General features: G+C 61.2%; 30 protein-coding genes, 2 tRNA genes and 1 pseudogene. 16 read left to right on the top strand and 17 right to left on the bottom strand.

Annotation, left to right across the window (positions count from 1 at the left end):
* Nucleotides 1-99 precede the first annotated feature (99 nt).
* From V1277_RS32895 to V1277_RS32875, 5 genes are all read right to left on the bottom strand, one after another.
* Nucleotides 100-1,188 carry a 3-deoxy-7-phosphoheptulonate synthase gene (locus V1277_RS32895; protein ID WP_334419884.1) on the bottom strand — a complete coding sequence of 363 codons (1,089 nt, stop codon included), beginning with the start codon at nucleotides 1,186-1,188 and terminating at the stop codon, nucleotides 100-102.
* 222 nt (nucleotides 1,189-1,410) lie between these two features.
* A complete protein-coding gene (locus V1277_RS32890) occupies nucleotides 1,411-1,989 on the bottom strand; it encodes an HdeD family acid-resistance protein (protein ID WP_334419883.1) in 579 nt (192 codons plus the stop codon).
* A 111-nt stretch (nucleotides 1,990-2,100) separates the two neighbouring features.
* Nucleotides 2,101-3,144: a PrsW family glutamic-type intramembrane protease gene (locus V1277_RS32885; RefSeq protein WP_334375580.1), complete on the bottom strand. Its 1,044-nt coding sequence runs from the start codon at nucleotides 3,142-3,144 to the stop codon at nucleotides 2,101-2,103.
* Nucleotides 3,145-3,253: 109 nt separating this feature from the next.
* Nucleotides 3,254-4,468 carry an MFS transporter gene (locus tag V1277_RS32880; RefSeq protein ID WP_334419881.1) on the bottom strand — a complete coding sequence of 405 codons (1,215 nt, stop codon included), beginning with the start codon at nucleotides 4,466-4,468 and terminating at the stop codon, nucleotides 3,254-3,256.
* Between the two features lie 18 nt (nucleotides 4,469-4,486).
* Nucleotides 4,487-5,719, bottom strand: coding sequence for a Zn-dependent hydrolase (locus V1277_RS32875; protein ID WP_334419880.1), 1,233 nt, complete (start codon nucleotides 5,717-5,719; stop codon nucleotides 4,487-4,489).
* Between the two features lie 66 nt (nucleotides 5,720-5,785).
* On the opposite strand from V1277_RS32875, the gene V1277_RS32870 reads away from it, so the two are divergent.
* Entirely contained in the window at nucleotides 5,786-5,914 is a 129-nt protein-coding gene (locus tag V1277_RS32870; RefSeq protein ID WP_334419878.1) for a hypothetical protein, read from the top strand.
* A gap of 293 nt (nucleotides 5,915-6,207) precedes the next feature.
* Here the strand turns inward: V1277_RS32870 and V1277_RS32865 are convergent, their stop codons facing one another.
* From V1277_RS32865 to V1277_RS32850, 4 genes are all read right to left on the bottom strand, one after another.
* Nucleotides 6,208-6,876: a PEPxxWA-CTERM sorting domain-containing protein gene (locus tag V1277_RS32865; RefSeq protein WP_334419877.1), complete on the bottom strand. Its 669-nt coding sequence runs from the start codon at nucleotides 6,874-6,876 to the stop codon at nucleotides 6,208-6,210.
* 1,107 nt (nucleotides 6,877-7,983) lie between these two features.
* Nucleotides 7,984-9,195, bottom strand: a complete 1,212-nt coding sequence (locus tag V1277_RS32860; RefSeq protein ID WP_334419876.1) for an OmpA family protein — start codon at nucleotides 9,193-9,195, stop codon at nucleotides 7,984-7,986.
* Nucleotides 9,196-9,289: 94 nt separating this feature from the next.
* Complete coding sequence (locus V1277_RS32855; RefSeq protein WP_334419874.1) at nucleotides 9,290-9,493, bottom strand: hypothetical protein; 204 nt, start codon at nucleotides 9,491-9,493, stop codon at nucleotides 9,290-9,292.
* A gap of 394 nt (nucleotides 9,494-9,887) precedes the next feature.
* A tRNA-Glu gene (locus V1277_RS32850) sits at nucleotides 9,888-9,962 on the bottom strand.
* Between the two features lie 252 nt (nucleotides 9,963-10,214).
* Here V1277_RS32850 and V1277_RS32845 point away from each other — a divergent pair.
* On the top strand, nucleotides 10,215-10,475 hold the full coding sequence (locus V1277_RS32845; RefSeq protein ID WP_442894550.1) for a PilZ domain-containing protein: 261 nt from the start codon (nucleotides 10,215-10,217) through the stop codon (nucleotides 10,473-10,475).
* 36 nt (nucleotides 10,476-10,511) lie between these two features.
* Nucleotides 10,512-10,763 (top strand): porin, encoded by a 252-nt coding sequence (locus tag V1277_RS32840; protein ID WP_334375575.1) that lies wholly within the window; start codon nucleotides 10,512-10,514, stop codon nucleotides 10,761-10,763.
* Between the two features lie 12 nt (nucleotides 10,764-10,775).
* On the opposite strand, the gene V1277_RS32835 is transcribed toward V1277_RS32840, so the two are convergent.
* Nucleotides 10,776-11,435 (bottom strand): glutathione S-transferase family protein, encoded by a 660-nt coding sequence (locus V1277_RS32835; RefSeq protein ID WP_334419873.1) that lies wholly within the window; start codon nucleotides 11,433-11,435, stop codon nucleotides 10,776-10,778.
* Nucleotides 11,436-11,837: 402 nt separating this feature from the next.
* Complete coding sequence (locus tag V1277_RS32830) at nucleotides 11,838-12,290, bottom strand: VOC family protein (RefSeq protein ID WP_028346213.1); 453 nt, start codon at nucleotides 12,288-12,290, stop codon at nucleotides 11,838-11,840.
* A 691-nt stretch (nucleotides 12,291-12,981) separates the two neighbouring features.
* Here V1277_RS32830 and V1277_RS32825 point away from each other — a divergent pair.
* Entirely contained in the window at nucleotides 12,982-13,458 is a 477-nt protein-coding gene (locus V1277_RS32825) for a hypothetical protein (RefSeq protein ID WP_334375572.1), read from the top strand.
* A 441-nt stretch (nucleotides 13,459-13,899) separates the two neighbouring features.
* Nucleotides 13,900-14,037: a hypothetical protein gene (locus tag V1277_RS32820; protein WP_334368843.1), complete on the top strand. Its 138-nt coding sequence runs from the start codon at nucleotides 13,900-13,902 to the stop codon at nucleotides 14,035-14,037.
* A 71-nt stretch (nucleotides 14,038-14,108) separates the two neighbouring features.
* On the opposite strand, the gene V1277_RS32815 is transcribed toward V1277_RS32820, so the two are convergent.
* On the bottom strand, nucleotides 14,109-14,267 hold the full coding sequence (locus V1277_RS32815; RefSeq protein WP_334419872.1) for a Flp family type IVb pilin: 159 nt from the start codon (nucleotides 14,265-14,267) through the stop codon (nucleotides 14,109-14,111).
* A 249-nt stretch (nucleotides 14,268-14,516) separates the two neighbouring features.
* Here V1277_RS32815 and V1277_RS32810 point away from each other — a divergent pair, with 249 nt between their 5' ends.
* Together V1277_RS32810 and V1277_RS32805 are read left to right on the top strand one after the other, a co-directional pair.
* Nucleotides 14,517-14,672 carry a hypothetical protein gene (locus V1277_RS32810; RefSeq protein ID WP_156433807.1) on the top strand — a complete coding sequence of 52 codons (156 nt, stop codon included), beginning with the start codon at nucleotides 14,517-14,519 and terminating at the stop codon, nucleotides 14,670-14,672.
* 137 nt (nucleotides 14,673-14,809) lie between these two features.
* Nucleotides 14,810-14,995, top strand: coding sequence for a hypothetical protein (locus tag V1277_RS32805; RefSeq protein ID WP_334419870.1), 186 nt, complete (start codon nucleotides 14,810-14,812; stop codon nucleotides 14,993-14,995).
* Nucleotides 14,996-15,050: 55 nt separating this feature from the next.
* Here V1277_RS32805 and V1277_RS32800 read toward each other — a convergent pair whose 3' ends face one another.
* The 3 genes from V1277_RS32800 to V1277_RS32790 form a co-directional block, all read right to left on the bottom strand.
* Nucleotides 15,051-15,245 (bottom strand): hypothetical protein, encoded by a 195-nt coding sequence (locus V1277_RS32800; protein ID WP_028346212.1) that lies wholly within the window; start codon nucleotides 15,243-15,245, stop codon nucleotides 15,051-15,053.
* 141 nt (nucleotides 15,246-15,386) lie between these two features.
* Nucleotides 15,387-15,533 carry a hypothetical protein gene (locus V1277_RS32795; protein ID WP_198027963.1) on the bottom strand — a complete coding sequence of 49 codons (147 nt, stop codon included), beginning with the start codon at nucleotides 15,531-15,533 and terminating at the stop codon, nucleotides 15,387-15,389.
* A gap of 650 nt (nucleotides 15,534-16,183) precedes the next feature.
* Nucleotides 16,184-16,351: a hypothetical protein gene (locus tag V1277_RS32790; RefSeq protein ID WP_334375568.1), complete on the bottom strand. Its 168-nt coding sequence runs from the start codon at nucleotides 16,349-16,351 to the stop codon at nucleotides 16,184-16,186.
* A gap of 171 nt (nucleotides 16,352-16,522) precedes the next feature.
* Between V1277_RS32790 and V1277_RS32785 the strand changes: the two genes are divergently transcribed.
* The 7 genes from V1277_RS32785 (at nucleotide 16,523) to V1277_RS32755 (ending at nucleotide 20,388) form a co-directional block, all read left to right on the top strand.
* Nucleotides 16,523-16,786, top strand: a complete 264-nt coding sequence (locus tag V1277_RS32785; protein WP_334419869.1) for a hypothetical protein — start codon at nucleotides 16,523-16,525, stop codon at nucleotides 16,784-16,786.
* A 106-nt stretch (nucleotides 16,787-16,892) separates the two neighbouring features.
* Nucleotides 16,893-17,654 carry an SIR2 family NAD-dependent protein deacylase gene (locus V1277_RS32780; protein WP_334420519.1) on the top strand — a complete coding sequence of 254 codons (762 nt, stop codon included), beginning with the start codon at nucleotides 16,893-16,895 and terminating at the stop codon, nucleotides 17,652-17,654.
* Between the two features lie 198 nt (nucleotides 17,655-17,852).
* Nucleotides 17,853-18,518 carry a cold-shock protein gene (locus V1277_RS32775; RefSeq protein ID WP_057845021.1) on the top strand — a complete coding sequence of 222 codons (666 nt, stop codon included), beginning with the start codon at nucleotides 17,853-17,855 and terminating at the stop codon, nucleotides 18,516-18,518.
* A 130-nt stretch (nucleotides 18,519-18,648) separates the two neighbouring features.
* The gene (locus tag V1277_RS32770) at nucleotides 18,649-19,146 is read left to right on the top strand and encodes a DUF192 domain-containing protein (RefSeq protein ID WP_334375565.1); all 498 of its coding nucleotides are present in this window, start codon (nucleotides 18,649-18,651) and stop codon (nucleotides 19,144-19,146) included.
* A 62-nt stretch (nucleotides 19,147-19,208) separates the two neighbouring features.
* Nucleotides 19,209-19,285, top strand: a tRNA-Pro gene (locus tag V1277_RS32765).
* Nucleotides 19,286-19,388: 103 nt separating this feature from the next.
* Nucleotides 19,389-19,946, top strand: a complete 558-nt coding sequence (locus V1277_RS32760) for a CAP domain-containing protein (RefSeq protein ID WP_334419868.1) — start codon at nucleotides 19,389-19,391, stop codon at nucleotides 19,944-19,946.
* A 217-nt stretch (nucleotides 19,947-20,163) separates the two neighbouring features.
* Complete coding sequence (locus tag V1277_RS32755) at nucleotides 20,164-20,388, top strand: hypothetical protein (protein ID WP_334368857.1); 225 nt, start codon at nucleotides 20,164-20,166, stop codon at nucleotides 20,386-20,388.
* Nucleotides 20,389-20,896: 508 nt separating this feature from the next.
* On the opposite strand, the gene V1277_RS32750 is transcribed toward V1277_RS32755, so the two are convergent.
* Both V1277_RS32750 and V1277_RS32745 read right to left on the bottom strand, forming a co-directional pair.
* Nucleotides 20,897-21,472, bottom strand: coding sequence for a UbiX family flavin prenyltransferase (locus V1277_RS32750; RefSeq protein WP_334419867.1), 576 nt, complete (start codon nucleotides 21,470-21,472; stop codon nucleotides 20,897-20,899).
* Nucleotides 21,469-22,488 (bottom strand): annotated as a pseudogene (locus tag V1277_RS32745) (UbiD family decarboxylase); the annotation flags it as partial. The pseudogene V1277_RS32745 and the gene V1277_RS32750, both read right to left, overlap by 4 nt.
* Nucleotides 22,489-22,494: 6 nt before the next feature.
* Between V1277_RS32745 and ubiT the strand changes: the two are divergent.
* Both ubiT and ubiU read left to right on the top strand, forming a co-directional pair.
* Entirely contained in the window at nucleotides 22,495-22,935 is a 441-nt protein-coding gene (gene ubiT, locus V1277_RS32740; RefSeq protein ID WP_334419866.1) for a ubiquinone anaerobic biosynthesis accessory factor UbiT, read from the top strand.
* Entirely contained in the window at nucleotides 22,926-23,903 is a 978-nt protein-coding gene (gene ubiU, locus V1277_RS32735) for a ubiquinone anaerobic biosynthesis protein UbiU (RefSeq protein WP_334419864.1), read from the top strand. Before ubiT ends, ubiU begins: the two co-directional genes overlap by 10 nt.
* Nucleotides 23,904-23,932 lie beyond the last annotated feature (29 nt).

The following is a 23,932-nucleotide window of genomic DNA, read 5'->3' as shown; positions in this document are numbered from 1 at the left end:
GCGCGAGTGTGCGCGCTTCGGATCGTAGTGCAGCTCCAATAAAAACTGAGGCAGGGCGCGCCGATCGCGCCCTGCCTCGCAATCATTCGACCCGGGTGCCTACGCCGAGCGCTCCTCCCGGAAACCGCGCGATGGCACGTTGCGGCGCGTCGCCACGGCATCAGCCAGCATGTTCAACGCCGACACCGTCGTCTCCCAGTCGATGCAGCCGTCGGTGATGCTCTGCCCATAGGTCGGCGGCTTGCCCGGCACGACGTCCTGGCGGCCGGCGACCAGGTTGCTCTCGATCATGACGCCGGTGATGCGCTGCTCGCCCTCCGATATCTGGCGCGCGATGTCGGCGACCACCAGCGGTTGGTTCTCCGGCTTCTTGTTGCTGTTGGCGTGGCTGGTGTCGATCATGATCCGCGGGGTGACGCCGGCGCGGACAAGTTCGACGCAAGCGGCATCGACGCTTTCCCGGTCGTAGTTCGGCTTGTTGCCGCCGCGCAGGATGATGTGGCAGTCCTCGTTGCCGGTGGTTGTCGCAATCGCCGAGCGCCCGCCTTTGGTGACAGCCATGAAATGATGCGGATGCGAGGCCGACTTCACTGCATCGGCCGCGATGCGGATATTGCCGTCGGTACCGTTCTTGAAGCCGACCGGGCAGGAGAGACCGGAAGCGAGCTCGCGATGGATCTGGCTCTCGGTCGTGCGCGCCCCGATTGCCGCCCATGCCATCAGGTCGGCAATGTATTGCGGCGTCGTCATGTCGAGGAATTCGGTCCCGGCCGGCAGGCCGAGATTGTTCACCGCCGACAGCACATTGCGGGCGAGCCGCAGGCCCTTGTTGATGTCGAAGGATCCGTCGAGATTGGGGTCGTTGATCAGTCCCTTCCATCCGACCGTGGTGCGCGGCTTTTCGAAATAGACACGCATCACGATTTCGAGGCGGTCGGCGAGCTTTTCGCGCAGCGCAGCGAGTCGCTCGGCGTAATCAATGGCCGCGGCGGGATCGTGGACCGAGCAGGGGCCGACGACCACGAGCAGGCGGTCGTCGGTGCCGTGCAGGATGGCGTGAATGGCATTGCGCGCCGCCATCACGACGCGCGTCGCGGTCAAGGTGCGCGGTATCTCGCCCATCACCTCCTGCGGCGTACTCAGTTCTTTCAGTTCGCTAATTCGAAGGTCGTCGGTGGTGCTCAACACGGCTGTGGCTCCTGTTTGAAAGGAAACCTGCCGGCCAATAAAAAAGCCGCCAGGTTTGGCGGCTGTTCGGACTTCTTGGCTTCAATTCGTCAGATTGAGCGCGATCCTCCCACCGCCAGCGAGCTGTCGTAGCTAAAATACCAAAAGTTGCTGGCGGCGATCATGATCATGGTGGGCTCTATAGCGCACCAGCCGGGCCTTGTCATCCCATAATCGGCGGCGTCAGGATTTGCGCGCGGCGAGCGCTATGCCGACCAGTGACGCGCCGCCGAGCACGAGATTGATCCCGGCCAGGAGGCCGATCGCCCATTCCGCCGAACCCGGCAGGCCGGCGATGATGATGAATGCGATTAGGAGGTCCATCACGCCTGAGATCAGCAGCCAGGACCAGCGCTCCGACAATTCGCGGCGGTGCTCCAGCGCGTACATGATGGTGACGACGCCCTCGGCCAGAAAATACGCGCCGACCACGATGGTGAGCGTGAGGACGCCCTGCGCGGGCCGCGCCAGCAAAATCCCGCCGGCGAGAACGGCCAGCGCCGCCGAAAACAGCGACCACCAGAATCCCGGCATCTGCCGCGCCCAGTAAGTGACGAACAGCCCGGCAATGCCGCTGATCAGAAACATCCAGCCGAGGAAGATGGTGACGGCGAGGCTCGCCAGCGGCGGCACGATCATCGCAGCCAGGCCGAGCAGGGCGAGCACGATGCCTTCGAACAGGAAGGCCTTCCAGTGCGCCTTCACCGCGGCATTCATTTCGGACTGCAGTTTGCCGATGTCCGGGGGAATGTCTTGGGTCATTGGAAACTCCCGATGCCTGCCGCGCCGAGTGCCCAATATACCCGCTACGCCGCTTGCGGGTAAAAATGTTGGCTAGCTTTTTAAGCGAGATCAACGACGGAAGGATGACGTTCAGCCCGGCTCAGGCGCGGACGAAAATCCGTCCGAGGACGTTCTGATGCGATTGCGGCCAAACACATAGACAGCCGACGTGGCCAGCAACAGTGCCAAGCCTATCAAGATGGAGGTCATGCCGAGCGGAATGAGAAGCAGCGACGCATTGCGCTCCGGATTGACGAACCAGTGATGAAGCGAGGTCAGGACGAAAGCCGCGCCGGCGAAGCCCGCGCCGCTGCCCACGAGCAGCAGGGCCCACATCCGCCGCAACTGGCTCAGCCGCTCACGCGCGATCTCGGTGCGCGGCGCATGATGGCGGCCGACGCGCCGCACCAGCCGTATGGCAAACCCGATCGAACTGAAGCCGATCAGCAGGCTTGCCGCCCCCAGCAGCATTCGCACGTTGGCGCCGAGATCTGGATGTTTCTGCAGCGTCAGCAGCGGAAAATCGAATGCCGCATGCAGCGCGACCGGCGCGAACAGCGCCAGCGCCCAGCTCGAGATCCGCGCCCAGTCGCGATGATGGCGATGCGCACCGAGCGCGGTGCCGGCGCGCGCGATCGCGATATAGGCGCCTGCGATGATGCCGAGTGCGCCGTGAAACGGCACCGTCAATACGCTGCGCAAGGCGGCCAGCGACCGCCACATGTCGGCGTGCTGCACGAGATAGGCGAGGTTTTCGTAGGCCGCGAAGCCGAGGCCTGCGGCCGCACCGTAGACCACCGTGTCCATTGGGTCCGCAAACGCACGGCGGCGCACCGGCAATGACACTAGAATGATCACGAGTACCTTCACGATCTCTTCGGGCGCGGCCACCCCGAAGATCGAACGCAGGCCTTGCGTCATCCAGGGGTTTCCAGGCACCGCAAGGATCGCAGCAAACGGGGCGCGCGCAATGCCCAACAGAGAAATGCTGGCGGCCCCGAGTACGAAAGCGAGCCATACCCGCGCGGGTGGGCCGGGGCGCTCGTCCGCGGCAATGACGAGCCAGAGCACCAGCAACGCCGGCGCGATGGCGGCAACGCCGATCGATGTGGGGAGAGCCTGCAGCAGCAACATCTGGGGCAATTTACCTCGTGCGAGCGTAAATGGCCGCAAACCCAGCCGTTTGCAAGAAAGCCAGACGCGACTCCTTGTCACCAAGGAACCCGGCGGAATCCGGCGCCGCTCAGGCCGCGGCCCGTTGGCCGATCTTGCCCTGTACCACCAGCAATCCCGCCAGCGCGACGAGGGCGAAGCCGGCGCCGGCCAGGAACGTGCCCTGCGGCCCTGCAATATCCCAGAGTGCGCCGGCAATGACGCTGGCCGCGAGCATCGCCACGCCGCCGAGCAGGTTGAAGAATCCGTAAGCCGTGCCGCGCAACTCGGCCGGCGCGGTATCCGCAACAAGCGCGGCCAGCAGTCCCTGCGTCAGTCCCATGTGCAGGCCCCAGAGAATGACGCCCAGCGCAACACCGCCCACCGACGGCAGCAACGCCAACACGATGTCGGCGGCAACCAGCACCAGCACGCCGCTCGCCAGCACGGCCGTGCGGCCCATGCGATCCGAGATGACGCCGGCGGGATAGGCTGCGAGGGCATAGACGATATTCATGGCCACCAGGACGGCTGGCACGAGCATGATCGGCAGCCCGACATTCTGGGCGCGGAGAACGAGGAATGCCTCGCTGAAGCGCGCCAGCGTGAACACGCTCGCGACCGCCACCACCCACCAATAGGCCGGCCCCAGGTTTTTGATCTCGGCCAGGCTGATCGGATTTCGGACGGTGCGCAGCGCCTGCGGCCGCGCCGGCTCACGCACGGCGAAAACGATCAGCGCCAGCGCCAGGAAAGCGGGAATTACGGCAACCCAGAACACGGCCGTGAAGTTGTCCGATGTCCACCACATCAGGGCGATGGCGAGCAGGGGGCCGACGAAGGCGCCGATCGTATCGAGCGATTGGCGCAGCCCGAAACTGGCGCCGCGCAGATCGGCCGGCGAGAGATCGGCCACCAGCGCATCACGCGGGGCGCCGCGAATGCCTTTGCCGATCCGGTCGACGAAACGCGCGGCCACCAGCCAGCCGACGGTTGGCGCTAGCGGAAACACCGGCTTGGTGAAGGCCGCGAGGCCGTAACCGATGGCGGCCAACCATTTGCGTTTCCCGAGCCAATCCGAGAGCGCGCCGGAGAATATTTTGGTGATAGAGGCGGTCGCCTCGGCGATGCCTTCGATGACGCCGACCGTCACCATCGATGCGCCGAGGACCGAGACCAGGTAGATCGGCAGCAGGGCGTGGATCATCTCCGACGAGATGTCCATCAGCATCGAGACGAAGCCCAGCACCCAGACGCTGGCCGGAATGTCCCTGATCGAATAGGCCGGCCTGGTCTCAGCAACCATGTCGCATCTCGCGTCGCCTCATTGCGCCAACAGCCGCCGGCAGGCGTCAACAAAGACCTCTGCCCCGGTAACGATGTCGGCGTCGGCGGTGTTCTCGGTCCAGTGATGCGAAATGCCGCCGATCGAGGGCACGAACAGCATGCCGGCCGGCATAACGGTTGAGAGAATCTGGGCGTCGTGGCCGGCGCCGCTCGGCATGCGGAGCGACTTGCCGTCGGCAAAAGCTGCGCTGGCACCCTCGATGGCCTGCTGGAACGAGCCATCCATCCGCGCGGGCGTCCCGGTGCGGATGCGCTCCACCGCGACGGCGCAGCGGCCTTGGGCGTTGACCTCCGCGGCCATGCCGTGGAGCAGTTCCTCCAGCCGCGCAATCACGGCAGGATCGTCGTCGCGAATCTGGAACAGCATTTCCGCCGCTCCCGGGATGATGCTGGGCGCACCGGGATCGAGCGTGATGCGGCCGGTGGTCCACACCGTGCGCGTGCCGCAGGCGGCGGGGAAACGATTGTCGATATCGACGCAAAATCTGGCGAGTGCGAGGCCGGCGTCCCGGCGAATGGCCATCCGCGTGGTGCCGGCGTGGTTTTGTTCACCCGTGAAGGTGATGCGGTATTGCCAGATCCCGACGATGGACGTGACGATGCCGATCTTGAGGCCGCTGCTTTCCAGCGTCTCGCCCTGCTCGATATGGGCTTCCAGATAGCCGATATGCCGCCCTTGTTCGCACCGCGCGCGGGCGCGGCCGGCAAGGCCCGCGTCGCGTAGCGCGTCACGCATGCTCCTGTCATTGTTGCGGTCGCGCGCGGCGTTGATATCGGCTTCGGTGACGCCGCCGACATAGGACCGGCTGCCGAGGAAGTGTCCAAAATGGCCTTCCTCGTCGCACCATGATGCGACTTCGACGGCGCCCTCTATATTCGGGTCGGGATTGATGACGCGGGCGGCCTCGAGCGCATAGACCACGCCGAGCGGTCCATCGAGCCAGCCCGCGTGGTTCTGGCTTTCCAGATGCGATCCCGCCAGCAGTTTCGGCCCGCTTTTCGTGCTGGTTCCGAGCACGTTGCCGATGCCGTCGATCTCGCCCGTGAGGCCGGCCTCAGGAAGCCGCTGCATCAGCCAAGCCAGCGAGCGCAGATGCGGTTCGGAGAAAGTCGGCTTGTGAACGCCGGTCTTGTAGGCGCCGATGGCGCGCAGCGCGTTGAGATCGGCGAGGACGCGGTCACCATCGACGCGCGAAGAAATGTCAGCCATGCTTCCCGTAGTTCTCCGGAGTAGAACAAAGTTCCCGCTGCCGTTCTCGGAGTAGAACAAAGTTCCGTGAACGTCGCCAGCAGCTTTACTTATCTTCCGGAAAGCAACGCCAATGCAACGATTGCTAGCCACGCCACGATCACGAGCGCCGTCACCGCGCCAGCGGTGATTCCAGCTTTCTCGTTTACCGTGTAATCGTGCATTCTTTCCGCAAAAGCTGTGGGGCGTCCAGACGCTTTGCGTCCGAGAGACGCCCGGTGCGGTTGTGTTCCTCTGCCTGACCATGTTTGGAACGAGGCGCGCGGATTGCGAAATTTGGCACGGCGGCATGTTTGCGTTTTGCTGTGCCAGGTGCTGGCTGAGGGCTGACGTGCCGATGGATCTCGTCCAGTCTTCGCTGAAGCAAAGCCGCTAACGTTGTGGGGCCGCCAATTCCGCAAAAAGGCCGCCACAAGTGGCGGCCTTTTCGTCTTCGATCGATGCGCGCGTCAGACCAGCCGCAGGGCCTGACCTTGTGGGCGGCGACGGTAGGCGAGGAAGCCCACGCCAGCGAAGCCAAGGATCATCATGGCCCAGGTGGAGGGCTCGGGGACGGCACCGACCGTCTCGAACCCTCCGAGCCGGACTTGCCGCACATCCTCGAACGTGGCGCCATTAATCGCTGTGAGCGAAACGTCGGTCATCAGCTGTCCGTTGATACTGGTGATGGTGAAGAAGTTTTGGCCGTTGGCGTCAACCGTGAAGTCGTCTGTGAAGGAGCCGCCGGTGATGTTGATGCCCTCCACGTGGATAAGCACGCTCCCATCGGTGGCGGCATTGATGTTAAAGACGGATCGCGTGAACGTGCCGCCGCTCGCCAGGTCGAACGAGAGTTGAGTCAGAGGATCGTTTCCCGTACCGCCTGACACCGTCGCCTGGCCGCTGGGGTTTGCGCTCAAGAGTCCGCTGCCGCTCGTGGAAGTGAAATTAACCACTAGGTCGTTTGGTCCGACCGTGCCAGTGACGAGCGACAGGTTTGTCGCGGTGTTCAGCAGCACGTTGTCCGTGCCCTGATTGTTGACGCCCGTGACCACAACGATGTCTGCCTGCGCCGGGCTGATCGAAACAGCGGCCATCGATATCAAAGCAGCTGCCAATATTCCGCGTGAACTAATCATTCATTATACTCCCTGCTACCAGTGCTAAAAATTCGCGTAAAAATGGCGGCTGGCGATTGCCGCATCTTCCCGAAATCTATCATTCATTAAAAAACTGTAAAGTTGCCAGTAATTACTGAGATACCTCTATTTGAAATAATTCCAACATTTGTAGGTTGCGCGCGATTAATCGTGCATCCCCTTTAGAATGCGCGTTTCGGCTGTATTGCGCTGAATGGACCCTGCGTTGTGTTCTTTTGAATGTAATCAAATTAACTGGCCATCGATGGACGTGAGCATAAAATAAATAAGCAGTTTTCCCGATCTTTATGCCGGATGCACCTGCAGTCGAATGCTACGCGGGGCGCATCGCCCGACGTGTGCCGGGGGCCTCTAGGACGCGACTTGCGGGGAAGAGCAACGCGATTGGGCGTTGGCGCCTCTTGGTGAAGGGCGATACCCGAACGAAATAAAATCAGTTTGCTGGTTTAGGCAAGATCGATTTTGGTCTCTGGCAAAACTGATCGCTCTGTCGAGAGACATTCGCGTTTCGCGTCTTCCCCCGCACAGCGTGATTCCCGAGCCTCGTGAGGAGCTCGGGTCAGGTATCCGGCGGAAAGTAGCACCGCAACGTAAAGCGGAGTGCGACGTAAAGTGCGATACAAGTTGTGATTGCAATAGCAGCCGTATCCATTTCCCTGTCCCTTATTACTTACGCGCCACGGTCCGTTTGCCGGAACCTGCGGACGATGGGAACCTGAGCTGTGAAAATGGTTCCCTTAAGCCTTGAAAGTGGTCGGCTTGGGCCTTGAAAGTGGTGGCAAGGTGATCGCGCTCCCCTTGCGGGGGCGGTATGCGAACGAAATCGACCGATTTTTCACTTTTCTAGAGGTAATCCGCCCATTGATGCACATAGTCCAATGCGCGACTGTTGGCGAACTTTTCCTATGGCAGGGCTAGGTCTCGCGGCAGCGTGCGGACCAAGCGCGGGCGGCGCGGGCAAACAGGCGCAGGGATGGATCCCTCAGGTTTGCGTGTACCTTTGCGCTGAGAGAATGATGGATTTTGTCTGCGTCAGCTCAACCCGCCCGCCCGCGGCGGGCGGGTTTCCAGGCAAAATGGGAGTACCTAGCCCTTCACCAGTTCCACCCGGCGGTTCTTTGCGCGGCCTTCTTCCTTGTCGTTGTCGGCGATCGGCTTCTCGGGACCGTAGCCGGCAGCGCGCAGGCGGTCGGCGGCGACGCCCTGCGCGACGAGCGCGGCGACGATAGCAGAGGCGCGCTGCGCCGAGAGCTTCAAATTGTAATCGCGACCGCCGATATTGTCGGTGTGGCCACCAATCTCGATCTTCAGGCCCGGATTATCCTTGAGCAGCTTCACTATCTGCCCCACCACCGGCGCGGCATCCGCCTTGAGCGTCGCCTTGTTGAAATCGAAATTGACATAGAGCGAAATCCGCCCGTCCTTGTCGAGCGCCGTCTTCATGGCGCTCGCTTCGGGGGCGGTGATGCTCGCCTGAAACGCCTTCTCCTCGATGATTTCAAGCTGGATGTCGGATTCCTGACTGTAGACGTTGAGCCAGATGGTCTGGCCGTTGTTCTCCAGCCGCGCGCTCATGCTGCGATCCTGCCTGTGAAGAACCTGGCCGCCGAGCGTCTCCACCACATGCCGATAGTTCTCGTGCGCATCGTAAATGCTGGCCATGGTTGCGCCCTCCGCGATGTTGTAGGCGACGCTGTGGCGAGCGCCCCGCACTTCGATCTCCTTGGTCTCATCACCGTTCTGGACGTTGAAGGTGAACTTGTCGAAGTTGCGCTTCTGCGCTTGGCCGTTGTAGTTCGGCATGTGGCCGAACAGGCGATGATCGGAGCCTGACGGCGGAAGCAGCGTGGGCTTGAACGGCTGCCGCTCGATAACCGTCAAAGTGATATCGCTCTCCTGGCTGTAGAGCGCGAGCCAGATCTCCTTGCCGCCCTGGGTGAAGCGCGCATAAAGATTGCGGTCGTCGCTGAACAGCTTCTGCGCGCCGAATTTTTGAACCTGGCTCAGATAGTTCTCCTGGATCTCGAGGTTGCTCGCCGGCTCCGCGCCATCCTTGATCGAGTAGTCCTGGCGACAGGCGCGGCCGGCAACCATCACGGTCTCCTCCGCGCCATCGCTCTTGGCGATGCGAAATTCGACGGCATCGTAATTGCGCAGTTGGGGCTCTGCCTTGGCGACGTATTTCGGCATCCGGCCGAACGGCGGGCAGTCGCCGCTGGCCGCCTGCGCGGCGGTGCTGCATGTGATGGCTGCGGCAAGCGCCGTGCAGCAAAGCGTGCGAATCCGACGTTGGATCATTGGTACTTCCTCTCTTTGATGTCAGTGAATTGGTCAGCCACTCGAGTGGCGGATTGTCGTGCTTGCGCGCGGCGGCCAAAATGCCGCTTGGCCTCTAAGGGCCCCGTGCTGCCGATCTCGCTTCGGCCCGGGTCGAAAGGTCTTCGCCCTGGTTGCGCTCGCCGATGGCATCGGAAGCTCCGGCAAGGGCGCGAAGCACTTCGACGGCAGCACCGCGTTCAATGTCGAGCGACTGAACGAACTCGCGCTTGAACTTCCCGGTGCTGCTGTTGACGATGTCGGTGAATTTGTCGTGCATGTCGCAGGAACATTCTTGCCCACGAGCGTCTGCGGCAATCGTTTGTGGAACTCGTAGACCCCGGAACGTCTTCAATGCAAATATCTCATTAATGCCATGCGGACCCAGCCGCTGCAGTTATGTCGCAGGATGGTGTCTCTAAGTTCATGCTTAGAGGTCCCAGCTTTTCAATGGCTTATCGGAGATCTGGCGCTCCCCAGCGAAATCAACCGGCTTTCAGCACCGCGTCTTCCATCGTGGTGCTGCCGTTCGATACGGTGGCGATCCCGAGCAAGACTACTTCGTTGATGGTGTGACCGAGAACTTTTGGGGGGCCTCACGGGCGATGTCGAAGATGGCGTCACAAGCCGGAATTGATGCATCCCCGCCGTGTGGCAACTCTCACGCCGAACTTTGGCGCTCCCTAGCGGAATCGAACCGCTCTCTCCACCGTGAAAGGGTGGCGTCCTAACCGATAGACGAAGGGAGCAAGAACAACAGGAAAATCAAGATGTTAGCGCCTGATGAGCCGTGTTGGACGCCGGCCGTCCATGGTTGATGGGGGCGGCGACGGGCGAACGTATAGTGGCGTTTGGGCGGGTGGGCAAGCCGCTCGGAAAGACGTTTCTGCAGCCGCTTTGCGTCTCCATCAGCGTCCCGGCCGCATGGTGAGACGCGCCGCGCCGAGCAACGGATTCTAAAGCCGCATGGTGTAGGGCTGGCCTCGGGGGAGCTTTTCGACATGGCTTTGCTATCAGGCAAGAAGCGCGACGCGCGCAAATCATTGAGTCAACCTGGGTGGATCACGCTCGAAGGCGGTTTTGCCGCGCGCCAGTGCGTGGTGCAGGATATGTCCGCAACGGGGGCGAAGGTCACGATCGACGATCCCAACACGCTGCCGGCGAAATTGCGGCTGGCGTTTTCGCGCGACGCCAGGACCGGGCGCCGCTGCGAAGTGGTCTGGCGCCGCGGCAAATCGATCGGTATCAAGTTCGTCCGCTAGTCTGGCATTGATCCGCAAGGAACGATAAAAGGCGGGATGCGAAAATCCCTCTTTATAGTGATCGCCGTGGCGCTGTCTTCGGTTGCCTCGGTCGCGGAACAACCCCGCCCTCAGAAGCTCGACAAGGCCCCCGCGTCGGGCAAGTCGCTTCCGCTGAAGCGCCCAGCTTCAGCCAATGCATGCGCGGAATACGGCGCGGGCTTCGTCAGAATCGAAGGCACCAACACCTGCATGAAAATCGGCGGCGCGGTGAGCGTAGGAGCGGGGGTCTCCGGCGGCTCGCGTTGAGAAGATTCGCGCTTACGTCATCGGCGGCGCGATGAACTGCGTGAACCCTGGGCGGACGGCGAGCTGCGAAAACCAGCGTTCGAGGTTAGGCAGTTTCGGTTTTGACACGCCTTCGACGCCGAACCAGCGCCGCGCAAAGGCGCCGAGCGCGATGTCGGCGATGGTGAACTGATCGCCTTCGATGAAGCGCCGCGTTGCCAGTTGCGCCTCGACGATCCGCCACACCGCGGCTTCGGCATCGACATCCTTCTGGATCGCGACCATGTCGCGCTTTTCGATGGGCGTGCGCACCAACGCCCAGAACACCGGCCGGTCGACCGGCTGCAGCGTCGACAGCGTCCAGTCGAGCCAGCGATCGACGCCGGCGCGCGCCTTCGGCTCCGAGGGATAGATCGACGAACCTTGTTCAGATCCTTGGCCATAGGCCATGCAGAGATAACGCATCACGGAATTGGATTCCCACAGCACGTAGTCGCCATCGACCAGCGTGGGTACGCGGCCGTTCGGATTCATCGCCAGATAAGCAGGCTCGTTGTTCTTTCCGAACTGCATGCCGGCATCGATACGCTCATAGGCAAGATCGAGTTCGGCGAGGCACCACAGCACTTTTTGCACGTTGACCGAATTGGCCCGGCCCCAGATGGTGAGTTGTTGTTTGTTGTTATCGGCCACGCGCGTTGCTCCCGCTGATTTTCCGATTGGCCGTTAATAGCCGAAGATCGGCAAAAAAGCGCGCTCTTGCGTGGGCTCAAGCCCAACAAAAATTGGGGCTCCGCCGCAGTGCGACAGAGCCCCGATTTCCGCGTCATGCGCGGGCTAGCGTCAGCCAATCAGTGGCCGAAGAACAGCCACAACAGAATGATCACCGGAATAGGCACGCCCAGCAACCACAGCAGAATTCCTCGTCCCATCGTCTCCTCCTCAAATCTATTCGAGGAGAAACGCGGCGTGCGAGGGGCGGTTCCTGCGCAGGAAAGAACCCGAGTGAAGGAACGCTTATGATTTCGGAATTTCCGAGGGCGACGGTCCAATCCGAAACAGCGAGTGGAGGTGGACGAAGAAATTGTATAAGGCCTACCAGTGACCGGTGTTCGGCATCGAGGTCCACGGTTCGGCCGGCGGCTTCGGTTCGCCCTTCTGCAACAGCTCGATCGAATGTAGATCCGGCGAGCGGACGAAAGCCATGTTGCCGTCGCGCGGCGGGCGGTTGATGGTGATGCCGGCCTTCATCAGGCGGTCGCAGGTCGCGTAGATGTCGTCGACCTCGTAGGCGAGGTGACCGAAATAGCGGTCCTCGCCGTATTTCTCCTCGTCCCAATTATAGGTGAGCTCGACCAGCGGCGCACCGCGGTTCTGGGGAGCGGCCTTGAACAGGCCTTCGTCTTCCGGCGCGCACAGGAACACCAGCGTGAACCGGCCCTTGTCGTTGTCGACCCGGCGTACTTCCTTCAGCCCCAGCGCGTCCCGGTAGAACTTCATCGCGGTATCGAGATTGCGGACGCGCAGCATGGTGTGGAGATAGCGCATGTTCGTTGTCCTCCTGAGAACGTTTGCGGATTTTCCGTCATTTGGGGCGTCGCGGCTAACAAATAGCAGCAAAATGCACCACAGGGCAGGGTATTGCGTGTCAAATTGGGTGTCAGTCCTTCCACGGCTGTTCTCTGGCTCTCCGAGTGGGTTGGCGCAAGCATTCAAACCCAGCGTTAGGTCTTTCCGTCGCCCCGTGTTTATAGCCACAAACCACTGTGAGCGCCTCTCGGGCGGGCGGTGTGGGTCTAAGGTCCAAGGACGCGTCAGTTAAACCCCCGGTGTGAATACAGCGGATAACGTGAACGGACCGGGCACGTTGAGAAAGTGGGTGATATCCATTCCCTATGTTCAACAACTCGGTGATTCGCGGTGAAGAAGCTTTTGCGGAAGTGGTGGGAAGGGACTTACGTTACCCCTGAGCATGACGGTTTCATATTCTACTTGGGAGAGTGCCGCCGCCATTGGACATCCAAGGCCGCCCACGTGGTTGCCGACTTCTGGGTGAAGCATTGGCAGTGGTGCTTTAGTGCCACTTTCGCGACTGCAGGCTTGATTATTGCTGCGATGAAGCTCTGAGGGGGCCATGACCGAAGTAAGCAATTGTGCGTGCTTCCGCGCTGCCTATGCGCCGCCCGTGGCGAGACGGCAAATGTTTGACGTATAGATTGTGGAACCTGTGGGGGTGGCAATGGTCTTGGGGATTTTTTACGATGCTTCTTCAGCCAACTATTTTAGCGTCGTAGGCAACATTTACGATATCGCTGGCGCCGTACTGATAGCACGAGCCTTAGTATTTGTTCGGGCTCGGTCGATGGAACTACAGGCTAAGAGCGGATACGGTGGATTCAGTTCGCACCTACTCAAAATGTTCGCTGAGCAAAAGGTCGATGCTGCGATTGGGCTGCTGCTGCTATGCGGTGGCTTTGGAATGCAGTCGCTTGCAGGCTGGGGATACAAAAGTAGTGCAATGGCTTTCATCGGAATTTTTGGGACGATGTTGGTGATCGTCCTGTTGGTTTATCAGTTGCTCCGAAATCGCCTAACCAAATATCTTTTCTTCCGATCGCTTAGAACTCTGAGGCGAGACGACAATCCAAGCGAACAAAGGTTACCAGAAGGCACGATCGAATCCCTTTGGGAGCAAGCTGCAGACCGCGCAAGCTGAGCCGTAAGCTACTAGTAGGCCGCTGGGGCACGGTCCCAAGCACAATGCCTGTTCGAGCCCGTGTCCGTTCGAGAAACTCGGTGTCGGAGACAGCCTATGGGTGGGTTGGTTTATTGAGTAGCTCCGCGCCTTAAACGTCGGCGAAGTGTTCGACGTGGTTACCTCGCAGGGATTCACTTGCCCGTCTTGCTCGTCTGCAACCGGAACGTCCGCCACGAGGCCATCAGCCGGCGCCGCCTCCCATACCTCTTTTTCGGATGGGAAGGCATTGCCGATCTGCCTATCGACTTCTAAAAAGTGCGCACATCCGTGCCTAACCAAAACTCCGTAGCCGATGTGCTTTTGAGCTAATTCCTCTCTCGTCCTCTTGTCGATAAATTTCGAACCTTGGTTCCAGGAACGAAACCGCTACGCGGGTTTTGAATCGAGAGAGGGTATTGCATGAAACAAGATCATCCGGCTGAAGAGAATGCGGCGCGGGAGGATTTGCCTACAAAGTCCGAGCGAAAACTCGGGACTTTGACCGCTGGTGCCATTGCTCTCGTTGTCGTTGGAACAGCAATTTATTGGATCGCGTAGCTTATTGGATCGCGTAGCCCATGGTGCGGTGGGCTCGCGATCCTCACCCTTGCCGTGAAATTTAATCGCACCTAAAGAGTCAACGCGGGAATAAGGCTCTCAAATAGCGCCACCAGCCTTTCGCCGGTCATTCCGACGGCGGCGATGATGGCCAAGGCGATAAAGCCGGCGATGAGGCTGTATTCGATTGCGGTGGCGCCGCCCTCGTCGCGCAAAAACTTCCCGAGCATTTCTTTTTCTCTCGAACTTTGATCAACCGCTGTGGCACGCTCAAGTTGCTGTCAAGAAAACCAAAAGCGTAAAATTGCAAGCGTGTTGAAGCGGCGGCTCCGGGCGGACGGAGTGACTTCATCGCAGGAGTCGCGGCTTGTGTTGTCGGCTCTCTTTTAACGACCCGGAACGCCGCGTCACCTGCGTGATCCCCTACACATACGCGGTTGGCTCCTCCGTCCATTGTGGCGGCAACGGAGGGATCGACCATGTACCTGCTCTATGGCGTGCTCATAGTTGCGATGGTTTTCTTTTTCGTGCTCCCGATTACCGATGCCAGGACGGCCCGGATGAAATTGTCCGTGGTGAGCAGCCTCGGCGCATTGCTGGCGGTATCGGTTATCGTGCCGCGCCTGATGCATTGACGAAAGATATGCCTGCCTCGACGCGCAACGAGCATGTCGAGCGCTGCCGCTGGGATGCGGATGTGACTGCCCGCACAGTCTCGTTCAGCGACGATCGCTAGCCTTTGCGCATCCGCTTTCTCCCTGGGAGGCTAAAGATGCTCGCATGGGTCTTACTGGTCGCAAACATGCCGACGATCGTGTGTACGGTTTGCTCTGCCTTCCTCGCTTACAAGGAAAGGCCGCAATGGGTCTGGTTCGCTGGCTTGGCCGTGCTCGCCGGCAGCGGCGGTCTGCTGACCCTCGGCGTCGTGCACGCACAACACCTCGCATGGCGAGCGTGAGAGGGGGCCGACGCAGTCTGGCCCTCGCGCGCAAGATTGGTATTTCCCGGTCAGGTCAGACTTTAACGTCCACCAGCGACGGTTCGTCGGTCTGTAGATCGGCCAGGGCCGCTTCGATGGCGGCTGCCTTGGCGTGGTCGACGGCCCTTAGATCCTGATTGATCGTATGCGGCGGCGCCTTGGCGGCCTGATCGACGACGAGCTGGATTCTGGCTTGTGTCACTTCAACCGGTATGGGGTAAATGACCATGGGTGCAACCCTCCTGGTCGAAACTTGTCAGGTTCCTGTTTACGTCTTGTAAAGAGGTTGGGTTAACGGCCGGGTGCTACAGCGCAAAGAGGTAAATAGAAGCTTAAAGCCTCTATGCCGCGCACGCCCCGCGCAATCGCGCTAATGCATCTGTTCCAGTCGCTCGGCGTAGAGTCGGAATTCCTCGGCCATCTCGATCAGTTTCTTCGAAGCTTCCGGATCTTTGACGGCTTCGGCAAGCCGTCGGGCTCTGTCGGATTGTTCTCGATAGTGGTCGGCCTGAGTCATCGCAGCACCTTTTAAGATAGGTACGGGCTGCGCCAAAAAGGTTCGACGGTGGGGGCGGCGAGGCAACGGCATCTTAAGAAAGCAATCGTGCCTGAAACGCGCCCCCTGTTCGTTCCAGGAGAACAAAGCGAGTCTGCGGCCGCACACCGAAAGCGGCCAAGCGCTGGTCAAGGCCGATCGGCTTGTTCGCACTGCGGGTGAACCACACAAGGCGAACTAGTGCCTGGCCAGAAGGCACTCAACGGTCCGGCAATTTTTCGTCCGGCGATTTGTGATAGGTCGCGATGGCGATGAAGCCGGCATAACCGATCAAATTGATCAGAATTTCCATCCACGCAGGCATGATGCACCTTCCGGTAGTGAAACACCGAACGGATCGTATTCGTTCCGCGCAATTCGATGGTCGGGTCCGCGGGATCGCATAGCTCGCAATGCCGCCCTCCAAACCGGCAAACGAAAACCCCGCCTACATCCGAAGATCTAGACGGGGCTTTCGTGCTTTCACCTCTCGCAAGGTTGCTGCACTTGTTAGGAGAACGTCGAGGCATCGGCTTGGTTCCGGCCGCAGCAAATTCTATTGCGGGTTCCGCGCCGCGATATTTCCGTCGGCGACTACGCGGAAGTCGAACAGTGCTCTTGCCGATTCTGCCTCAACGCCAGAATGATGGCCGGCTGGATCCATTCAGCGCGTTGGCCAAGGTCGTTTCGTAATATTCTTCGCGCTCGCGTTCGAACTTCTGCTGGGTTTGCCTGAAGCTCGCGACGCGTGCTGCGATTTCGGCACGGTCGCGCGCGAGTCTTTCTTCCTTCTCCGTCATCGCCCATCCGTTTTTTGATTCGCGCCCGCCATCATTGGCCCGCGCGAATGGGGCGTGAATGGGGAAGCATTGTGATCGCGTGCCGCCTGAAGCGAAGGCGGTGGATAAGGTGTGGCGCATTCTTGTCGCTCATGCGGGTTCCCGTTAGCGAAAGACAAACGGGAGGTTCCAATGGCAAAGATCGATCTGGATTCATTGAGCATCGAAGAACTCGCGGACCTGCGCGAGCACGCCACTGATAAGTTGTTTGAGAAAGTCGCTGCGCGCCGCGCCGAGTTGGAGGCGGAACTGGAGAAGCTGGCGCAGTATGGCAAGCCGGTGAAGAAGGCGGAAAGCGGACCCGCGCCAAAAGCGAAGAAGATTGAAGAAGCCAAAGAGCCGAAGGGCTTGATAAGGCGGCTTGATGAGTTAGCGCGGGATAAGGTTGCTTTATAAAGCCGCCTTATCGACGCGCATGCGCGGCCGGGCTGGGCGCATCGGTCTGGCAATCCGAACGACCGTGCTATAATCCGCGCGGCCCAACAATTCGGAAATATCAGTGGTGATCGCCAAGGATTTGCGCAGCGGCGTCGAGCAGCTCGGCAACATGATCGCCGAAGCCGCATGTATCGTTCCCTTTACCGGAGCCGGCATTTCCACCGAATGCGGCATTCCGGATTTCCGCTCCCCGGGCGGTCTGTGGACCCGCAACCGCCCGATCGCGTTCGACGAATTCGTTGCAAGCGCCGACGCGCGGGCCGAGGCTTGGCGGCGACGCTTTGCGATGGAGGCAACGTTTGCCGCGGCCAAGCCCGGTCGCGGGCATCGCGCGCTGGCCTCGCTCTACAAAGCCGGCAAGACGCCGGCGATCATCACCCAGAACATCGACAATTTACACCAGGTGTCAGGCTTCAGGGCCGATGACGTGATCGAACTGCACGGCAACACGACTTATGCCCGCTGCATCGGCTGCGGACATGCCTATGATCTTCCTTGGGTAAAGCAGCGTTTCGAGGAAGCTGGTAGCGCACCCGACTGCACCATCTGCGACGAGCCGGTAAAGACGGCCACGATTTCGTTCGGACAGGCGATGCCGGAAGACGCGATGCGCCGCGCTACCGAACTGGCCCAGCATTGCGACCTGTTCCTAGCAGTCGGATCGTCGCTAGTTGTTTGGCCTGCCGCAGGTTTTCCGCTGATGGCCAAGAACTGCGGCGCGAAGCTCGTGATCATCAACAATGAACCTACTGAACAGGACGACGTTGCCGATCTGGTGATCCGTCACGACATCGGAGAAACGCTCGGACCGTTTGTAGGCAATTGATCTCCAACTGATTCGCGGCTGTGCAAGCCTGTTCATAGTTGCAGGCCAGTTTGTTTTTTTAGCTATGCGCCACAATCGGGAGTGTTATCTTTGATTCGAGAGATTCGCGCTGCGTTATCATGATGGTCATGGTAGGGCGCGTGTTCCGGTCCGCTACGGCGACAGTGGACCGCTTTTTGAAGTGTGAGGTCCGGGGTCATGGGGTCGGACGAATTTGGGTCCAAGAAGCTCGGGGGGCCGCCGACAGGCGGGACAGGGCAGAACAGGCTTGGACCAGGTGAATATGCAGCCGGCGCACAGCGCGATCCGGCGGCGGACGCGCTGTCAGGGCTCGGCGATGCCGCAGCTAACCTTGTCGAAATATCGGGCATCATCAAATGGTTCGATGCTTCGAAGGGTTACGGGTTCATCGTGCCGGACAATGGCTGGCCCGATGTGCTGCTGCACGTCACCGTGCTCAGGCGCGACGGCTACCAGACCGCCTATGAAGGCGCTCGGGTGGTGGTCGAATGCGTGCAGCGCGCCAAGGGCTATCAGGCGTTCCGGATCGTCTCGATGGATGAGTCCACCGCGATCCATCCGGCGCAGATGCTGCCGCCTCGGACTCATGTCAGCGTTACGCCGACCAGCGGTCTCGAGCGGGCCCAGGTCAAATGGTTCAACCGGCTGCGCGGTTTCGGCTTCCTGACCTGCGGCGAGGGCACGCCTGACATCTTCGTCCACATGGAAACGCTGCGCCGCTTCGGCATGACCGAACTGCGGCCGGGCCAATACGTGCTGGTGCGCTACGGGCCCGGATCCAAGGGCATGATGGCAGCCGAAATTCATCCGGAGACCGGCCCGTCGGCGCTGTCGTCGCATTGATCCTGCCGTACCATTGACGCAAACGTGAGCCGGCCGCTGCGCCTCAGCGCGGCGGCCTCTGGCATTTGCCGCAATCCTCAGGTTAGGGTTCCCGGCAATTTCTCCTGAGATATCCGGCGTGAGTGCTTTGATGAATTTCGCTTTGATGGTTGCGCGGCTTCGCATCCCGGGCCGCCTGGTGACGTCGCTGGCCGCTGCGTCTGCTGTGCTCTTCATCCTCTGCGCCAATCCTGCCGCGCAGGCCGCGAGCGTTCAGCCACTCGAGATCGCCACCAAGTCAGGCGTACGCGTGTTCCTGGTCGAGATGGCGACGACGGAGGAGGAGAAGACTCAGGGGCTGATGTACCGAAAAGAACTCCCCGACGGCAAAGGCATGCTGTTCGATTTCTCGCCGGAGCAGCAGATCTCGATGTGGATGAAGAACACCTACATTCCGCTCGACATGATCTTCATCCGCGCCGACGGCCGCATCCTGCGAATCGCGGAAAACACCGAGCCGCACTCCACCAAGATCATCTCCTCGGGCGGGCTTGCCAGGGGGGTCCTGGAAGTGATTGCCGGCACGGCGCAAAAATACGGCATTCAGCCCGGCGACCGGGTGGCGCACCCGCTGTTCAACAAGCGCTGACCGGTTTCCATCGCCTTGATGGCTGCGGGTTTAGCGTGTATCGAGCATTTCCAGCGTCGGATCGGGGTATAGCGCAGCCTGGTAGCGCGGCAGTTTTGGGTACTGCAGGTCGTTGGTTCGAATCCAGCTGCCCCGACCAATAAAATCAATGACTTGCTACGTCTTTTTCGGATTGAATCTTCCCGGCACAATTGGGGAGGGGCAGGGGAACAATTGTGGCTGGTAGGAAGACAGTCATTCTGGTGCGGCAGGCCCTTCTGCTGGGACTGGTGATTTGCTTTGCCGCCGCAGGGAGCCAGCCGGCGGCGGCCAATCCCGCGCAGATGATTTCTGATTTTCGGCTAAAGCACGGGCAGAAGCGTGTAACCCTGGATGCGATTCTCACACGGATTGCACACGATCAAGCCGAGGCGATGGCCGCAAAGGACAAACTGGATCACGATGTCCTTGGCCGGTTCAATACGCGTGTCGGCCCGGCGGGCGCAGGCCGGGCCGCAGAGAACATTGCGTACGGCTACGATGGTTTTCCCAAAACCCTCGACCAGTGGATCAATTCGTCCGGGCACCGGAAGAACCTCCTGTTGCCCGGCGCGACGCGCGTGGGTGTTGCCAGCGTGAAAAGCGCGCGGACCGGTCGTACGTACTGGGCCATGGTGATCGCAGGCGACTATGAGCGTCCCAAGGCGCCGAAGGGTTCGCCAAAGAGTTCGCCGAAGGATTCAAAGCAGGCAAACGCTGCGAAGTCCAAATCGCGCGCGGCTGAGGCCTGCCGACTGAAGATTCTCGGCCTCTGTATTTAGAGTTGAAACCGAGATCTCGGAGTAGCTGCCCTCGCGGCGCGCTCAATGATGATTTTATCCGAGGCGTGACGGACGCCGTTGTCGATAACGCCTACGCGTGCGCGCGACCTTTCGATACTGCAATTTCGCTTTCATGACTTGTGACACCGCCCGCGAATTCGTGGCTTGCAATCTCGTTCCTGTTATGTTCTCTTTGGTCGTTGTTTGGAGGTGACCAATGGATGTCGAGAAGCAACGGGAAATCATCCGGCTCTGGAATCGCATGCGCCGGGTCGAAGGCCCGCTCGCGGAGGAAATCCGCATTCAGATCCTTGAGTGCTTTGCGCAGCCGGATTCGCCGAGCGAGCGCATGAACGAGCGGCGCGCGGTGCTGGGTCGTGTGCCGGTTCGGACCGCGCAACTGTATCGCATCGGCGAACGCAACAACAACGCAACGCTCTGACGGCTTCGTATTCCGGCGAGGTCGATTCGGCAGCAGTCAAGATTGACGAAATCGATCTGCGGTGCATGCTGCGCGCATGTTGTCGCGTGTGCGCAATTTTTTTCGAGATGCGAAGTTCGCCCGCATGAGCAGCGGGACGTACTGCATCATTCGCGATCTCGGGCTGGTCAAGGGCGGCAAGGGGATGCGGCACCATGAGGTGCTCGTCACCTTCAGTCTGCGGGCGTTGTGGCGCTGGGTCGGACGTGCCGGCAGAGATCTCCTGAGCGCAGAGAGGCGGCGATCCTGGCTTCAGCAGGAACCGCAGCGCCTCCGGGCGAGCGTCTCTTCGTCGGCCGTGCCGGAGCGCGCCTCCCAACCATAGACCCCTTGTCGGTTTCTGATTGAATCAGAACCGGGATGTAGATTCTTGTTTGACGCGTTTTCTTGACGCGAACCGGTGTCCAACCCGGATCAAGTCGGGGGCTGGCTTTCGCTTGAAAGCACTCAAGCTTCGGCGGGTCTGCCGTTAGCCTTGCCACTCGCTCATGGAAATGCCGAGATCAATATCGAGTAAGCCGATCGCGCGGCGCGCGATGTGATCGGTTGCTTCCGCCAAGGTCGCCGGCCGGGCGTAGAACGCCGGCACCGGCGGCGCCACGATCGCGCCGAATTCCGTCACCGCCGCCATTGCCCGCAGGTGACCGAGATGAAGCGAGCTCTCGCGCACCATCAGCACCAGCCTGCGCCGCTCCTTCAACTGGACGTCGGCAGCCCGTACCAGCAGATTGTCGGTGGCGCTGGCTGCGATGGCGGACAAGGTCCGGATCGAACACGGCGCGACGATCATGCCTGCGGTTCGATATGAGCCGCTGGCGATGCTGGCGCCGATGTTGGCGCTCGCATGATGGCGCGCCACCATCGCTGCGATGCGGGGCAGGGCACCGTCGCCGACCTCATGGGCCAATGTCCGCTCGCCGGCGGGCGTGACCACGAGATGCAATTCGCATTGGCCGGTCGCGGCCAGCAGTTCGACGACGCGCACGCCAAGGGCTGCGCCCGACGCGCCGCTGATGCCGACGACGATCCGCCGCCGTGCCGTCATGGCGCCCTCCCTTGCGAAAGCGCCCCTTGCGAAAGCATTTGGGTCAGGCCGAGGCGTTGCCATAGCTCATCGACGCGGGTGACGACGGCCGCGTCCATCTCTAGGACGCGGCCCCATTCGCGCGTCGTCTCGGCGCCGGTCTTGCGGGTCGCGTCGATTCCGAGCTTGCCGCCAAGACCCGCCTTCGGTGACGCGAAGTCGAGATAGTCGATCGGTGTATCGGTAAGCGTGACCAGATCGCGGGAGGGATCGGAGCGGGTCGAAATGGCCCAAACCACATCCGCCCACCGACGCACGTTGATGTCGGCATCGACGACGATCAGGAACTTGGTGTAGGTGAGCTGCGGCAGCAACGACCACAGCGCAAGCATGATGCGGCGCGCCTGGCCCGGATGGCGCTTGTCGATCGACGCAATCGCGACCCGGTAGGAGCAGGCGTCCGGCGGCAGCCAGAGGTCGACGATTTCGGGCAATTGCTTCCTGACCAGAGGAACAAACAGCTCGTTGAGCACTTCGCCGATGCGCGATGGCTCGTCCGGGGGCCGGCCGGTGAATGTCGACAGGTAAACCGGATTGCGGCGCATCGTGACGGCCGTCACCCGCATCACCGGAAAATGCTCCACGGCATTGTAGTAGCCGGTGTGATCGCCGAACGGCCCTTCCGGTGCGGTCTCATCCGGCGACACCAGTCCCTCGATGACGATTTCGGCATCCGCCGGCGCCATCAGGGGCACGGTGATGCACGGCGAAAGCCGCAGCCGTTCGCCGCGGATCAGCCCGGCGAAACGGAATTCCGACAGCGTTTCAGGCAGAGGCAGGACGGCAGAGAGGATAGTCGCGGGATCGGCGCCGATCGCCACCGCCACCGGCATGTCCGCTCCTCGCGACTGCCACCGGTGATGGTGGCGCGCTCCGCCGCGATGGGCGAGCCAGCGCATGATGGCGCGGTCGCGGCCGATCACCTGCATCCGGTAGACGCCGACATTGATCTCGTCTCCGCCATCATCGTCCGGCGGCCGGGGGTGGCGCGCCATCCGCATATTTTTGAGCGGCTCGGCGAGCATGCGCACAAGCGCTTTGGGCTCGAGCCTTCCGATCTGCCATTTTCGTTCGTGCTGGCGCCGCACCCGAAAACGCCGAGCCTGGTCGCGGTACGGAGCCTTCCCGCCGGCATTCCGGTCCGGATTGCCGGACCCCTGTTGGCCCTCCTGGGACTCATCGACGGCTCCTATGACGGCGATGCGCTGTTCTTCTCGCGCGATCTCGTGGTCGAGGGCGACGTAGAGGCGGTGCTCGCGTTGCGCAACGCGATTGACGATGCGGGCGTGGATCTCGTCGCGGATACGGCCGCCCTGTTCGGACCGCTGGCGCCCTTGAGCGAAAGGCTGCTGGCCGGGGCGCTGCTTCACTTGAAGGGCGTGGCGGCTGCCGCGAAACAGGAGGGGGCGCGAACATGGAATTGATCTGTCCGGCGCGGACGCCGGCCGCGCTGCGCACCGCCGTCGATGCCGGCGCCGATGCCGTCTATTGCGGTTTTGCCGACGCGACCAACGCGCGGAACTTTCCAGGCCTGAATTTCAGCCGTCGCGAATTGGCCGAGGGGATTGCCTATGCCCATCGGAGCGATGCCAAGGTGCTGGTCGCCATCAACACGTTTCCGACGGCTGGTGCCCAGGCGCTCTGGCATCGCGCGGTCGACGACGCGGTAGCTGCCGGCGCGGATGTGCTGATTATCGCCGATGTCGGCCTGATCGACTATGCGGCGCGCACCCATCCGGATCAGCGCTTGCATCTTTCCGTCCAGGCCGCGGCATCAAATCCCGATGCGATCGGTTTTTATGTGCGCCGTTTCGGCGTCAGGCGTGTCGTACTGCCACGCGTCCTCACGGTCTCGGAAATCGCAGCGATCACTCGCGCGATCGATTGCGAGACCGAAGTCTTCATCTTCGGCGGATTGTGCGTGATGGCGGAGGGCCGCTGTTCGTTGTCGTCCCACGTGACGGGACAGTCGCCAAACATGAATGGCGTCTGTTCTCCGGCCAGCCATGTCACCTACCGCGAGGAGGGCGGAACGCTGGTGTCGCGACTTGGCGATTTTACGATCAATCGTTTTGCCAAAGGTGAGCCCGCGGCCTATCCGACCCTCTGCAAGGGCCGCTTCAAGACTTCGCTCGGGTCAGGCTACCTGTTCGAGGATCCCGTCAGCCTCGACGCGGCAGCCATTCTGCCCGGTCTGCGCGCCGCCGGCGTGACCGCGCTGAAGATCGAGGGGCGACAGCGCAGCCGAGCCTATATCGAGGGCGTCGTGCGCGGTTTTCGCGAGCAACTCGATGCGCTCGATGCGGGAGAGAAGCCGCCGGCCGATCGCCTGGCCACCCTGACCGAAGGGCAGAGCTCGACACTCGGTGTCTACCGCAAGAACTGGCGATAGGGATGATGCAGACATGACGACGACAACTC

The sequence above is a fragment of the Bradyrhizobium sp. AZCC 1588 genome, assembly GCF_036924735.1.
Lineage (GTDB): Bacteria > Pseudomonadota > Alphaproteobacteria > Rhizobiales > Xanthobacteraceae > Bradyrhizobium.
This window is presented reverse-complemented; position numbering and strand designations above follow the sequence as displayed.

Bases quoted from the DNA above. Each gene is read 5' to 3' on its own strand.
- V1277_RS32790 (WP_334375568.1), bottom strand. From the start codon at position 16,351: ATGACGGAGAAGGAAGAAAGACTCGCGCGCGACCGTGCCGAAATCGCA.
- V1277_RS32770 (WP_334375565.1), top strand. From the start codon at position 18,649: ATGAATTTCGCTTTGATGGTTGCGCGGCTTCGCATCCCGGGCCGCCTG.
- V1277_RS32750 (WP_334419867.1), bottom strand. From the start codon at position 21,472: ATGACGGCACGGCGGCGGATCGTCGTCGGCATCAGCGGCGCGTCGGGC.
- V1277_RS32840 (WP_334375575.1), top strand. From the start codon at position 10,512: ATGCGAAAATCCCTCTTTATAGTGATCGCCGTGGCGCTGTCTTCGGTT.
- V1277_RS32890 (WP_334419883.1), bottom strand. From the start codon at position 1,989: ATGACCCAAGACATTCCCCCGGACATCGGCAAACTGCAGTCCGAAATG.
- V1277_RS32820 (WP_334368843.1), top strand. From the start codon at position 13,900: ATGAAACAAGATCATCCGGCTGAAGAGAATGCGGCGCGGGAGGATTTG.
- V1277_RS32885 (WP_334375580.1), bottom strand. From the start codon at position 3,144: ATGTTGCTGCTGCAGGCTCTCCCCACATCGATCGGCGTTGCCGCCATC.
- V1277_RS32800 (WP_028346212.1), bottom strand. From the start codon at position 15,245: ATGGTCATTTACCCCATACCGGTTGAAGTGACACAAGCCAGAATCCAG.
- V1277_RS32810 (WP_156433807.1), top strand. From the start codon at position 14,517: ATGTACCTGCTCTATGGCGTGCTCATAGTTGCGATGGTTTTCTTTTTC.
- V1277_RS32825 (WP_334375572.1), top strand. From the start codon at position 12,982: ATGGTCTTGGGGATTTTTTACGATGCTTCTTCAGCCAACTATTTTAGC.
- V1277_RS32875 (WP_334419880.1), bottom strand. From the start codon at position 5,719: ATGGCTGACATTTCTTCGCGCGTCGATGGTGACCGCGTCCTCGCCGAT.
- V1277_RS32865 (WP_334419877.1), bottom strand. From the start codon at position 6,876: ATGATTAGTTCACGCGGAATATTGGCAGCTGCTTTGATATCGATGGCC.
- V1277_RS32785 (WP_334419869.1), top strand. From the start codon at position 16,523: ATGGCAAAGATCGATCTGGATTCATTGAGCATCGAAGAACTCGCGGAC.
- V1277_RS32880 (WP_334419881.1), bottom strand. From the start codon at position 4,468: ATGGTTGCTGAGACCAGGCCGGCCTATTCGATCAGGGACATTCCGGCC.
- V1277_RS32755 (WP_334368857.1), top strand. From the start codon at position 20,164: ATGGATGTCGAGAAGCAACGGGAAATCATCCGGCTCTGGAATCGCATG.
- V1277_RS32805 (WP_334419870.1), top strand. From the start codon at position 14,810: ATGCTCGCATGGGTCTTACTGGTCGCAAACATGCCGACGATCGTGTGT.
- ubiU (WP_334419864.1), top strand. From the start codon at position 22,926: ATGGAATTGATCTGTCCGGCGCGGACGCCGGCCGCGCTGCGCACCGCC.
- V1277_RS32815 (WP_334419872.1), bottom strand. From the start codon at position 14,267: ATGCTCGGGAAGTTTTTGCGCGACGAGGGCGGCGCCACCGCAATCGAA.
- V1277_RS32775 (WP_057845021.1), top strand. From the start codon at position 17,853: ATGGGGTCGGACGAATTTGGGTCCAAGAAGCTCGGGGGGCCGCCGACA.
- V1277_RS32845 (WP_442894550.1), top strand. From the start codon at position 10,215: ATGGCTTTGCTATCAGGCAAGAAGCGCGACGCGCGCAAATCATTGAGT.
- V1277_RS32855 (WP_334419874.1), bottom strand. From the start codon at position 9,493: ATGCACGACAAATTCACCGACATCGTCAACAGCAGCACCGGGAAGTTC.
- V1277_RS32830 (WP_028346213.1), bottom strand. From the start codon at position 12,290: ATGCGCTATCTCCACACCATGCTGCGCGTCCGCAATCTCGATACCGCG.
- V1277_RS32860 (WP_334419876.1), bottom strand. From the start codon at position 9,195: ATGATCCAACGTCGGATTCGCACGCTTTGCTGCACGGCGCTTGCCGCA.
- V1277_RS32795 (WP_198027963.1), bottom strand. From the start codon at position 15,533: ATGACTCAGGCCGACCACTATCGAGAACAATCCGACAGAGCCCGACGG.